Below are 12,231 nucleotides of genomic sequence, written 5' to 3'. Positions count from 1 at the left end.
TAACTGCTTTTACAACTCACTTTTACTTATTCTGCCTATCCTTATGAATCTATTTTATGGTTAAATAGCCCCTTGCTATTTATAAGCTAGATATTGAATGCACTATTAAAAATGCTAATAGATTGATAGTACAAACATGTCACCACAACGTAACTCAAATTTGTTGTGCTACCCGTATGCGACCTAAGTAGCCGAGAGAGCTAACACCGCGACAGCACGAAATATGAAGAATAAAAATGAATGATAACAAAATGACATCCGCAGAGCTTAAATCCACTTGGGGATTAGGTTCTGTTTTCTCCTTGCGAATGCTTGGAATGTTTATGGTATTACCTATTTTGACCAGCTATGGAATGCATTTACAAGGAGCTAGCGAGTTCTTAGTGGGTGTCGCTATTGGTATCTATGGTCTTAGCCAAGCTATTTTCCAAATTCCTTTTGGTTTGATGTCAGACAAAATTGGTAGAAAGCCTTTAATTATTATTGGGTTATTCATTTTCATTATCGGAAGTATCGTCGCGGCATTAAGCGATTCAATTTGGGGAATTATTATTGGGCGTGCTTTACAAGGTGCCGGCGCCATTTCAGCTGCCGTCATGGCACTACTTTCTGATCTAACTCGAGAGCAAAATCGGACTAAAGCCATGGCATTTCTAGGTATTAGTTTCGGTTTAACTTTTGCTATAGCGCTAGTACTGGGTCCAATTCTCACCAACTTGATTGGTTTAAGTGGTCTATTTTGGGGAATAGCACTGCTTGCAGTAGGTGCTATTGCAGTGACTGTTTTTGTTGTTCCTAATACTAATACTCATGTCTTAAATCGTGAGTCTGCATTTGTGCAAAGTAATTTAAAAGCCGTTTTAATGCACCCACAGTTACTCAAGTTAAATATAGGGATCCTCAGCTTACATACCCTACTGATGTCCAGTTTTGTTGCCCTACCTCTTATCATGACTGATTCGGGATTCTTAGCGAAAGACCATTGGAAAGCTTATTTGGTTACGATGTTAATCGCCTTTGTAACAGTACTTCCCTTTATTATTTATGCGGAAAAACACCGCAAAATGAAACAGGTTTTCTTATTTTGCATTATCGTTTTAGCATTAGCTGAAATTACCTTATGGCTTTCTGGTAGTCACTTATGGGTGATTTTCCTCGGTATTCAACTCTTTTTTATTGCTTTCAATATTATGGAAGCCATTTTACCGTCACTAATCAGTAAAGAGGCACCTGCGGGCTATAAAGGAACGGCCATGGGAGTTTACTCCACCAGCCAGTTTTTAGGTGTTGCCATTGGTGGTATTGTCGGTGGGTGGTTGTACAGTTTTGAAGGGGCTGGTACCGTTTTTATTGGCGGTTTAATTTTAACCATTATCTGGTTTGTCGTTAGCTTGACTATGCAACAGCCTCCTTATGTCAGCAGTATTCGTATTGAATTATCCAACCATATTGGAGATACAAGAGCTCTTGAGAAAAAATTACAAGCTCAAGAAGGGGTGATGGAAGCGCTTGTCGTTGATGAGGAATTTAGCGCTTATGTTAAAGTTGATAGAAAAATCATCAATCGAGATCAACTCGAAGCATTAATAAATCAGTAAAAATTAGCCCGCCATTGCGGGCTTACTTGATAAACAACTAATCGCGGAAGTTGTTAAATTGGAAAGGTTGGCCTAAATTCCCACCGCGCACCAGCGCCATAACCGATTGTAAGTCATCGCGGGCTTTACCAGTCACACGCACTTGGTCGCCTTGAACTTGTGCTTGAACTTTCAGTTTACTGTCCTTGATTAATTTAACGATTTTTTTAGCAATCGCAGCATCAATACCTTGCTTGAACGTAACTTCAACACTATAGGTTTTTCCACTATGAACGATATCTTCAGGCACATTCAATACCGCACCATCAATACCGCGCTTTGCCATTTTTTCTCTTAAAATATCAACTAATTGAAGCACTTGGAAATCAGATTCGCTAGTAATTTTAACTGATTCATTTTTGTCATTTAGCTCAAAACTGGCTTCGACATTTTTAAAATCCCAACGGCTAGTTAACTCACGCTGTGCATTTTCCACCGCATTACGTACTTCATTCATTTCCACTTCAGATACAATGTCAAATGATGGCATAGCCAGAACCTCACTGATAATTTTTAGATTGTGCGCATGATAACGTTTTTACTCACATCACTTCAAGTTATCAGGGCCTATGATGTTTCGTTAACTACAACTTAGTATAGTAAAAGGTTATACTGGCAAGAGATCACTTCCGCCTTACCTTATAAGACGTTAAACTCCCATTTTCAAAGGGGAAACAATGAAAATAACTCTGATTGGTTGTGGTGCGATAGGTAAACTGTGGCTTGCTTCGCTTGCAATGCAAGGGCATGACGTACAAGGTTGGCTACGTGTTGCACAGTCTGATTTATTCGTCGATGTTAATGAACCCGATGGACGTACTTTTCGAGAACTCGTTCCTTGTAATAATATTAATCACTTGCAAAGTAGCGAGTTAATCATTGTCTGTTTAAAAGCATGGCAAGTTTCTGATGCTTTATTGCCTCTGATTAAAACTATCCCAGAAAATACCCCCATTTTATTACTGCATAATGGCATGGGTACGGTTGAGGAACTTACTCCGTTGCGTCATCCTATTTTAGCTGGCGTGACAACACATGCGGCGTGGCAAGAAAATAACCAAGTCTTTCATGTTGCCAATGGTATCACACATATTGGCGCGATTAATTCCCAAGCACAGGCTTATTACCCTATTGCGGATATTTTGCATGAAGCCCTACCTGATGTGGCTTGGCATAATCAAATTCTAACTACCTGTTGGCGTAAATTGATCGTCAACTGTGTCATTAACCCCCTCACCGTCGAGTATAATTGTAAGAATGGTGAATTAATTCAACATTCCACCCAAATATCTCGGATCATTGATGAAATATGCCATGTTATGGCAGCTGAAGGGTTACATACAGATAAAACTGAACTAACAGAATATATCTATAGCATTATCAATAATACTGCGGATAACTATTCATCGATGTTACAAGATATCCGCAATAATCGCCGCACTGAAATTGACTACATAACCGGTTTTTTAATTAAACAAGCACGAGCTCATGGGATTAGTACACCTGAAAACGATCGCCTATACCATTTAGTCAAAAATAGAGAACAACAATATGACGACTTCCGTTCTAATCTGCATCGCTCATGGTAGTGAAGAAATCGAATTTACCATTACCGCTGATTTATTAGTTAGAGCAGGCATTAATGTGACCTTAGCGAGTGTGACTGAAGATGGCTCTTTAACCATTACCGCTTCACGAGGTCTAAAAATTATTGCCGATACCCCGTTGATTCAAGTCGCTGATGAGCCTTTTGATGCTATTGTGCTACCCGGTGGTATGACTGGCGCAGAAACATTCCGCGATAGCCCACTGGTTGTTGAAAAAGTTCGCCGTATGCATCTAGATGGTAAAATTGTAGCCGCTATTTGTGCTGCACCAGCGCTTGTAATTGAATACCACCAATTGTTTCCGCTAGGTAATATGACCTGTTTTCCATCAATGAAAGATAAAATCCCAGCCCATAAATGGGTCGATCGCCGAGTTTACTTTGATGAACGTGTCAATCTATTAACTAGCCAAGGGCCAGCCACTTCTTTTGACTTTGCATTAAAGTTAATTGAATTATTGGTAGGCCGGAAGACTGCAGCCCAAGTTGCCTCTCAACTCGTTTTACCTAATGGTATTAATGATTATTTAGAAGATTAGACATAAAACTCATTATAAGAAATGAATTAGAAAACAAGTTAACCAATTGAATAATAAAAATTAAGTAGCAAAAAAATCTGTGTTTAGAGTACTTTTTTGCTACTATTGCAGTGGGTGCTTGGATCATTTTGGTTCAAGCATTGTGAGAGCCAAAAAGACGAAAGCCCCGAATTAGATGTTAATCTTAATCCGAGGCAGTCTCAAACACTCAACAATTTGATTCTGTCTCCTTTTAGAAAAGGAGTCAAGAGGAATGGCCAAAATTGCCCTTCTGGGGCTAGTTACCGTGTGCCTTACGGTATTGTGTTTTTCGTTATTGATGCAAGAAAGACTATGCTCTTTCAGTATCAGCAGTGGAAGCACGCTGGTTCAAGCTACGTTATCCTGCGATAACTAGTCTTGTGGGGGAGTTTTCCCCCACATTTCTCTCTGATGATGAGTTGGTGATACAAGCACCCTGTTTTTATTCTCTACTTATTTTTATTCAGCTCACTTTGCCATTTCTATTTCGATTGCACCAGCAATCATATTAATATCAATGATATCAAAATAATCATAACCATCTGAATTTAAATATTTTTATTCACAAAATGAACGACAAAAAGATTTGTTTAGAGTGAATTTTTGCTACTATTGCGGTGGGTGCTTGGATCATTTTGGTTCAAGCCTTGTGAGAGCCAAAAAGACGAAAGCCCCGAATTAGATGTTAATCTTAATCCGAGGCAGTCTCCAACTCTCAACAATTGGATTCTGTCTCCTTTTAAAAAAGGAGTCAAGAGGAATGGCCAAAATTGCCCTTCTGGGGCTAGTTACCGTGTGCCTTACGGTATTGTGTTTTTCGTTATTGATGCAAGAAAGACTATGCTCTTTCAGTATCAGCAGTGGAAGCACGCTGGTTCAAGCTACGTTATCCTGCGATAACTAGTCTTGTGGGGGAGTTTTCCCCCACATTTCTCTCTGATGATGAGTTGGTGATGCAAGCACCCTGTTTTAAGCTACGGCCGATAAACCTTTATATTTTCATAACCTTGTTCCTTTAGGTATAGCGCTTGCAAGCGGCTCATTACCCCACGGTCACAATATAATAAGTAGGTTTTATCTTTTGGTAAGTCACCAAATTGCGTGCTCAACTTATAGAATGGAATATGCTTAACTTCCATTCCATCCACGTTTAATGGTTTATCTTCAAATTCATCAATTGAACGAATATCTAAAATCACTTCATTTTCAATTGAAAGCTCACTCACCATTTCAATTTCAGGGACTTTTTCAAGGCTTTCTTGTGCAATTTGGCGAATATCAATATTTTGCGCTTGTTCAACAACAGACTCTAAAATACCGAAATCAAAGTTGCCCTCTTCCGCTTCAATACGCGCTTTCACCGCTTTCACTGTTGGGCTTTTTGAAATCACACCACAATATTCAGGCATGGTTTTAGCAAAATCTTCAGTACCAATTTGGCGAGCTAGCTTGATAATGTGTTCTTTATCATGAGAAATTAGCGGCCTTAATACGAGGGTATCAGAAGCATTATCAATTAAGTGCAGGTTTGTTAGAGTCTGGCTTGACACCTGCCCCAGTGCTTCACCCGTAACAATCGCCTGAACGCCATAACGTTCTGCAACTTTAGATGCGGCTCTTACCATCATACGTTTGAGCACAACCCCCATTTGGCCATCATCCACTTTTTCTAAAATTTCAGCCACAACTGGCTCAAAGTTTACAGCAATAAAACGGACTTTATGGGAGCTACCAAAACGGTTCCACAGATAATGTGCAATTTGTTTCACACCAATTTCATGTGCAGCGCCGCCTAAATTAAAGAAGCAATAGTGAACACGACAACCACGACGCATCAACATATAGCTCGAGACACCTGAATCAAAACCACCAGAAATGAGTGATAACACATCCTCTTGGGTCCCGATAGGGAAACCACCGATACCTTCAATACGTGCTTTAACTAAGATAAGTTTATCATCTTCGATTTCTAAGTGGATCGTGGTATCAGGATCCTTAAGCTTAACTTTTGCAGACGCAATGTGCTGGTTCAGCCCACCACCAATATAGCGTTCGGCATCGATGGATGAAAACTCATGTTTACCGCGACGTTTTACCCGCACACAGAATGTTTTATTTTCTAATGACTCACCATAGGCTTCGTGTGTCATTTCGTAAATATGATGTAGACTGGTAAATGGTTTTTCTTCCACTTCGAGAATATGGTGAATACCTGGGATACGCCCTAGCATGTCACAAATTTCGTCGTGTTTTGTTTCCCCCTTCACACGCACTTCAATGTTATCCCAATTACGGACAACCGAAATTTCTTCGCCAAGTGGTTTAAGCACGTTACGGATATTACTGGTCAAAATTTTAATGAAACGTAGCCTAACAGTTTGGCTTTTAATGGTAATTTCTGGGAATAACTTAATGATAAACTTCATAATAGCTGCATGTTCATGGTGGTTGGGGGCAAACGAATGTGCCTTAACAGAGACACATGACACGTTACCAATTGTCAATAATGAGGCGTATTATAACACTATCTTGCGGGTTGAATCTAAAAACCCCAATAATAAATTGTAACCGTAGCAAGACTGCGTTAGTCTGCTGAATATTTAAAATCCCTCGAATTAACTGATTTCACATTAGTGGCTAAATATTATGGCTAAAGAAAAAACTCAGCAAGTTCCAACTGTTAGTTTTGAAAACTCGCTTCAAGAGCTAGAGCAGATCGTCGCTCGCCTAGAATCTGGTGAGCTTCCCTTAGAAGATGCCCTTAATGAGTTTGAACGTGGTGTTCAAATTGCTAAACAAGGTCAAAAAGTACTACAGCAAGCTGAGCAACGTGTACAAATTTTGCTGAGTGATGACGAAAATAAACCTCTAGCCGATTTTTCACCTGATACTGAATAAATTATGTCTGAACAACATTTAGATAGCTTTACGCAGCAACAAAAACAGGCCTACGACAGAGTCAATCAATACCTATTAGATGCCTTAAACGCACTGCCATTTACAGACCTTCCACTTGCACAAGCAATGCGTTATGGCACATTATTAGGTGGAAAACGTTTACGCCCATTTTTAACTTATGCCATCGGCTCTATGTTTGGTGTTAGCCAAGAAAATCTTGATGCCCCTGCAGCCGCCGTCGAATGTATTCATGCTTATTCATTAATCCATGATGATTTACCTGCAATGGATGATGATGATTTGCGTCGCGGCCAACCGACTTGCCACATTAAATATGGTGAAGGTAATGCGGTACTTGCTGGAGATGCATTGCAAACATTGGCATTCCAACTGCTGTCATCGGCACCTATGCCAGATGTTACTGATAAAGACCGCATAGCGATGATTGCAGAGTTATCATACGCAAGCGGTTTAGCTGGTATGTGTGGTGGACAAGCTCTTGATTTAGATGCGGAAGGAAAGCAAGTTAACCTTGAATCCCTCGAGCGCATTCATCAACATAAAACAGGTGCATTGATTCGTGCAGCAATCCGTCTTGGTGCTTTTGCAGCCGGTGAAAAAGGCCAACAATTACTGCCTGTTTTAGACAAATATGCACAATCCATCGGCCTTGCCTTTCAAGTACAGGACGATATCCTAGATGTTATCGGTGATAGTGAAGTTACGGGTAAACGTCAAGGAACGGATGCCGAACATGAAAAAAGCACCTACCCATCGCTATTAGGCCTTGAAGCAGCACAAAAAAAAGCACGTGAGCTATATCATGATGCGATAGATGCTTTAGAGACTCTCCAGTCCCATGGATATAATATAGAAATGCTAAGTGCTTTAGCTAATTTCATTATTGAGCGTAAAAGCTGACAATATGCTTTGCCTTTTAGCTACAAGAAGATCGATAATTACGGCAATTATTACCTTAATGCATCTTCGAATCATACCTATAGCCCCAAAAAATAGATGGATGACTTCTTAATCAATAGAGTTATAGGCAGACGATAAACGAAGGCAACCCAACAGCACATAGAAGCCTTATGTCGCTAAATACTGAGAATAGTCATTTTATTGTGGCTAAGTAAGTTGGGTTTTTTATTAATTATAAGTGAGCAACTAATGAGTATTGATATCGCTAAATATCCAACGCTAGCCTTGGCAGAGACACCAGATGAGCTTCGTCTGTTGCCTAAAGAGAGTTTGCCTAAGCTTTGTGATGAACTCAGACAATTTTTACTGAGTAGCGTGGGTCGCTCTAGCGGTCACTTTGCTTCTGGTCTCGGTGCTGTTGAACTCACCGTCGCATTGCATTATGTCTATAAAACTCCATTTGATAACCTTGTTTGGGATGTCGGCCACCAAGCCTACCCACATAAAATATTGACGGGTCGCCGTGACCGTATTGATACCATCCGTCAAAAAAATGGTTTGCATCCCTTTCCATGGCGTGAAGAAAGTGAATATGACATTTTAAGCGTTGGCCATTCCTCAACATCCATTAGTGCCGGTTTAGGTATGGCCATTGCCGCAGAAAAAGAGCAACAAAGCCGTAAGACGGTTTGTGTGATTGGTGATGGCGCGATCACTGCAGGAATGGCATTTGAAGCGATGAACCATGCAGGGGATGCCGCACCTGATATGTTGGTTATCTTAAACGATAACGAAATGTCTATTTCAGAAAATGTTGGCGCACTCAACAACCACTTAGCTCACTTGCTTTCTGGAAAGCTCTACACAACATTGCGTGAAGGTGGCAAAAAAGTTTTTTCTAACATGCCACCGATTAAAGAGCTACTGAAAAAGACAGAAGAACACATTAAAGGCATGGTTGTACCGGGAACCATGTTTGAAGAATTAGGTTTTAACTATATTGGCCCTGTTGACGGCCATGATGTTGTTGCCTTAGTTCAAACGTTAAAAAATATGCGTGATTTAAAAGGCCCGCAATTTTTACATATCATGACCAAGAAAGGCCGAGGTTATGAGCCGGCAGAAAAAGACCCTATTAGCTGGCACGCGGTTCCTAAATTTGACCCAAGCACATTCACTTTACCCAAAAGCAAAGAGACAGGGCCGACTTTCTCTAAAATTTTTGGTGATTGGCTATGTGAAGAGGCTAAAAATGATAGCAAATTGATGGCTATCACCCCTGCTATGCGTGAAGGGTCTGGTATGGTTCGCTTCTCTAAAGAATTCCCAGACCAATACTTCGATGTCGCGATCGCTGAACAACATGCGGTCACATTTGCAGCCGGCCTTGCCATTGGTGGCTATAAGCCTATCGTTGCCATCTATTCCACGTTCTTGCAACGCGGTTACGACCAAGTCATTCATGATGTGGCTATCCAGAAGGTTCCTGTCATGTTTGCGATTGACCGAGCTGGCATTGTAGGGGCTGATGGGCAAACTCACCAAGGTTCTTTTGATATTTCATTTCTACGCTGTATACCAACAATGGTTATTATGGCCCCAAGTGATGAAAATGAGTGCCGCCAAATGCTACATACTGGCTACCATTACCAAGATGGCCCATGTGCAGTGCGTTACCCTCGAGGCACAGGAACAGGCGCTGAATTACAGCCATTATCACCACTACCTATTGGTAAAGGTATTATTCGTCGCCAAGGTGAAAAAGTCGCTATCTTATGCTTTGGCACATTATTAAGCCACGCATTAGTCGCTGCCGAGCAACTCAATGCAACTGTCATTGATATGCGCTTTGTGAAGCCTTTAGACGAAGCCCTGATCCTTGAAATAGCCGAGACTCATGATGTTCTTGTCACTCTCGAAGAAAATGCCATCATGGGTGGTGCAGGTAGCGGCGTGAATGAATTCTTAATGCATGAGAAAAAAATCATTCCAACCTTAAACCTTGGTTTACCTGATTATTTTATTTCTCAAGGTACCCAAGAGGAACTTATTGCTGAATTGGGCTTAGATTCCACTGGTATTGTTAATTCTATTAATAACTACTTAGCCAAATAATTTTTATCTTTAGGGCATTGCATTAACAATACAATGCCCTATTCAATCACAAAGCCAATCACTCTTATTCCTTTTCTTAATACACTAAAAAAGTATTTATCTCCCTGTTATTACTGACTCATTCATGTTCATTAAAAAAATATGTCACATTTTTATTATATTTCAAGATCATTAAAATAAAATATAAAACTAAATACAATCAGTTTATCTACAACAATATTCAGCTATTTACCTGAAATAAGAATATAAACAAAGCTTTTATCTTGAATGTGAGTTTTTACAATAAAGACATGCAAATTATTTTAAAATCTATTAATATGAACTTTGTCACTATAGGACTGAGTAATTTAGTCTCTGAGTTATATTCGTAAAATATCATTTTGAAAATGACAACTAATTTCTATAACGAATATATTATTTTAACAATTTTAACCGAAAATTAATAAGTAATTATTTTGTTTTCTTAATTAACAAACCAGGAAACAAATAAACGCTATTCCAACTACAATTTTCATATAGTTTATTTTTATTTAATCAATTTTAATAAATAGATTTGGGAGCGCTTATGTGTGGACAATTTATTAATGAACCCTTGTATTTATCTATTGCGAACTGGGTAATGAAACAAGGCCGCTGGACAACAGCTAGAGAGATATCTAACAACTTTGGTATCCCGCATCCTAATGCCGTCAATATTGTTTCTTATATTTTATCTGATGTTGCTGAAATTCAGTGTGAAGTAAAAATGATCCCAAATAAATTATCGGGACGAGGTTGCCAATGTCAGCGGCTTATTAAAGTTAAGAGAATTGATAACCAGCTTTATGCACGTTTAAGAAATCATCAAGCTGAAAAAGTCACTATCGATTCTCCTATAAAAGCAGCTTCTATGCCGCCAAGTGAATTAAATCGAGAGCAAAAATGGCAATGGATGCTATCAAAATCACAACGTCGCTAAACCTATTTCTTAGCTTCACACCAATAAAAAACGCAGACTTCACCAGCTGCGTTTTTTTATTTTACGGCCTTTTTGTGAATCACTGCCCCTTAGGTTTTACATCCGTTGTACCAAATAATTGGGGTCGATTAACTTCAAGCTCTGTTAAGGGCTGAGTTTCTTGTAGGTATTGCTGATACCGACCGGCTAAGTCTTGATATTCTTTAGTGTTTAACCGCTTCCAATGCAGTTCTTCATCAGTCACTGAGCGTAAAAAACGTGCTGGACTTCCGACTAACATCTGACGGCTTTCTCCTTGAAAACCGGCTTTAACAAAACTCATCGCAGCAACAATGCTTTCCTCACCAATCACAGCGCCATCCATAACAACACTATTCATTCCAACCAAAGCATCACGGCCAATAATGCATCCATGTAAAATAGCTCCGTGGCCTATATGTCCACATTCATGGACAATGGTTTCTACATCACTGTAGCCATGCATGATGCAGCAGTCCTGAATATTCGCGCCTTTTTCTATGATCAAACGTCCATAGTCCCCACGTAAAGAGGCGTTAGGCCCAATAAAAACTCCTTCGCCGATAATAACATCACCAATCACTACCGCTGATGGGTGTACATATGCGGTAGGGTGAACAACTGGGATCACCCCTTCAAAAGCGTAAAAGCTCAAAATTCACCTCGCTGCTAGCTTAACTAGCGCCCTTTCCAACTTGGTGAACGTTTTTCGGCAAATGCGAGTGGGCCTTCTGTTGCATCTTCGGAATGTAAAACCGCAGGGTAGTTTGTCAGTACACCGCTGCGCATGAGTTTATACCCCTCTTCAACAGTGAGCTCCCCTGTCGCACGGAAAATTTCTTTCAGTGCAGCGACAGCAAGTGGCGCACTTTGGGTGATTTGCTCCGCTAACTGACGCGCTTTGTCCATTAAGTTTTCAATTGGTACAACATCGTTAGCAATTCCCCAACGTAATGCTTCCTTCGCATCCATTCGCCTACCCGTCATTACCATTTCGTTCACAATGGGTGCCGGAAGAATTTTGGGTAAGCGTAAGACACCGCCGCTATCAGGTACAATGCCAAGTTGTGCTTCTGGTAATGCAAAGCTAGCATTTTCAGAACAAATAATCATATCTGCTGCTAAAGCCAGTTCGAAACCTCCACCAAACGCATAACCATTTACAGCTGCAATGACAGGCTTATTCAAATTGAAAATTTCAGTAAGCCCTGCAAAACCACCAGGACCAAAATCAGCATCTGGGGCTTCACCTTCTGCAGCAGATTTTAAATCCCAACCGGCAGAGAAGAACCGCTCGCCAGCACCGGTGATAATCGCAACGCGTAATGATGGGTCATCACGGAAGTTGAGAAAAACCTCACCCATTTTGAAACTGGTTTTCGCATCAATTGCATTCGCTTTAGGTCTATCAAGTACGATTTCTAAAATGGAGCCATTACGGGTAACTTTTAATGATTCGCTCATAGTGCAATCCTTTAGTGATCATGCGTTCGCATTTTGGCTGCAAATGGTTACAAC

13 protein-coding genes are annotated in these 12,231 nt (G+C 40.2%); 9 read left to right on the top strand and 4 right to left on the bottom strand.

Annotated features, from left to right (window positions below; all coding sequences use genetic code 11):
* The first annotated feature begins 236 nt into the window (after positions 1-236).
* On the top strand, positions 237-1,598 hold the full coding sequence (locus CYG50_RS02255) for an MFS transporter (protein ID WP_102139036.1): 1,362 nt from the start codon (positions 237-239) through the stop codon (positions 1,596-1,598).
* Between the two features lie 37 nt (positions 1,599-1,635).
* On the opposite strand, the gene CYG50_RS02250 is transcribed toward CYG50_RS02255, so the two are convergent.
* On the bottom strand, positions 1,636-2,127 hold the full coding sequence (locus tag CYG50_RS02250; protein ID WP_004914551.1) for a YajQ family cyclic di-GMP-binding protein: 492 nt from the start codon (positions 2,125-2,127) through the stop codon (positions 1,636-1,638).
* 187 nt (positions 2,128-2,314) lie between these two features.
* Between CYG50_RS02250 and panE the strand changes: the two genes are divergently transcribed.
* The 4 genes from panE to CYG50_RS23615 all read left to right on the top strand — a co-directional run bounded on the left by panE (position 2,315) and on the right by CYG50_RS23615 (position 4,707).
* Positions 2,315-3,226 carry a 2-dehydropantoate 2-reductase gene (gene panE / locus CYG50_RS02245; RefSeq protein ID WP_102139035.1) on the top strand — a complete coding sequence of 304 codons (912 nt, stop codon included), beginning with the start codon at positions 2,315-2,317 and terminating at the stop codon, positions 3,224-3,226.
* On the top strand, positions 3,189-3,782 hold the full coding sequence (gene yajL / locus CYG50_RS02240) for a protein deglycase YajL (RefSeq protein WP_102139034.1): 594 nt from the start codon (positions 3,189-3,191) through the stop codon (positions 3,780-3,782). Before panE ends, yajL begins: the two co-directional genes overlap by 38 nt.
* Before the next feature lie 253 nt (positions 3,783-4,035).
* On the top strand, positions 4,036-4,179 hold the full coding sequence (locus CYG50_RS02235) for a Hok/Gef family protein (protein WP_004914564.1): 144 nt from the start codon (positions 4,036-4,038) through the stop codon (positions 4,177-4,179).
* 306 nt (positions 4,180-4,485) lie between these two features.
* Positions 4,486-4,707, top strand: coding sequence for a Hok/Gef family protein (locus CYG50_RS23615; RefSeq protein ID WP_375373108.1), 222 nt, complete (start codon positions 4,486-4,488; stop codon positions 4,705-4,707).
* Positions 4,708-4,777: 70 nt separating this feature from the next.
* Here the strand turns inward: CYG50_RS23615 and thiI are convergent, their stop codons facing one another.
* Entirely contained in the window at positions 4,778-6,229 is a 1,452-nt protein-coding gene (gene thiI / locus CYG50_RS02225; protein ID WP_102139033.1) for a tRNA uracil 4-sulfurtransferase ThiI, read from the bottom strand.
* A 220-nt stretch (positions 6,230-6,449) separates the two neighbouring features.
* Here thiI and xseB point away from each other — a divergent pair, with 220 nt between their 5' ends.
* From xseB to caiF, 4 genes are all read left to right on the top strand, one after another.
* Positions 6,450-6,701, top strand: coding sequence for an exodeoxyribonuclease VII small subunit (xseB, locus tag CYG50_RS02220; RefSeq protein WP_004914571.1), 252 nt, complete (start codon positions 6,450-6,452; stop codon positions 6,699-6,701).
* A 3-nt stretch (positions 6,702-6,704) separates the two neighbouring features.
* Entirely contained in the window at positions 6,705-7,622 is a 918-nt protein-coding gene (ispA, locus tag CYG50_RS02215; protein ID WP_102139032.1) for a (2E,6E)-farnesyl diphosphate synthase, read from the top strand.
* Between the two features lie 249 nt (positions 7,623-7,871).
* Positions 7,872-9,737 carry a 1-deoxy-D-xylulose-5-phosphate synthase gene (gene dxs, locus CYG50_RS02210; protein WP_102139031.1) on the top strand — a complete coding sequence of 622 codons (1,866 nt, stop codon included), beginning with the start codon at positions 7,872-7,874 and terminating at the stop codon, positions 9,735-9,737.
* Between the two features lie 565 nt (positions 9,738-10,302).
* Positions 10,303-10,695 carry a carnitine metabolism transcriptional regulator CaiF gene (gene caiF, locus CYG50_RS02205; protein ID WP_102139030.1) on the top strand — a complete coding sequence of 131 codons (393 nt, stop codon included), beginning with the start codon at positions 10,303-10,305 and terminating at the stop codon, positions 10,693-10,695.
* A 79-nt stretch (positions 10,696-10,774) separates the two neighbouring features.
* Here the strand turns inward: caiF and caiE are convergent, their stop codons facing one another.
* Complete coding sequence (gene caiE / locus CYG50_RS02200) at positions 10,775-11,368, bottom strand: carnitine operon protein CaiE (protein WP_102139029.1); 594 nt, start codon at positions 11,366-11,368, stop codon at positions 10,775-10,777.
* Positions 11,369-11,391: 23 nt separating this feature from the next.
* Positions 11,392-12,177 (bottom strand): crotonobetainyl-CoA hydratase, encoded by a 786-nt coding sequence (caiD, locus tag CYG50_RS02195; protein WP_102139028.1) that lies wholly within the window; start codon positions 12,175-12,177, stop codon positions 11,392-11,394.
* Between the last annotated feature and the right edge of the window lie 54 nt (positions 12,178-12,231).

It is taken from the genome of Providencia huaxiensis, from assembly GCF_002843235.3.
Classification (GTDB): Bacteria; Pseudomonadota; Gammaproteobacteria; order Enterobacterales; family Enterobacteriaceae; genus Providencia; species Providencia huaxiensis.
This window is presented reverse-complemented; position numbering and strand designations above follow the sequence as displayed.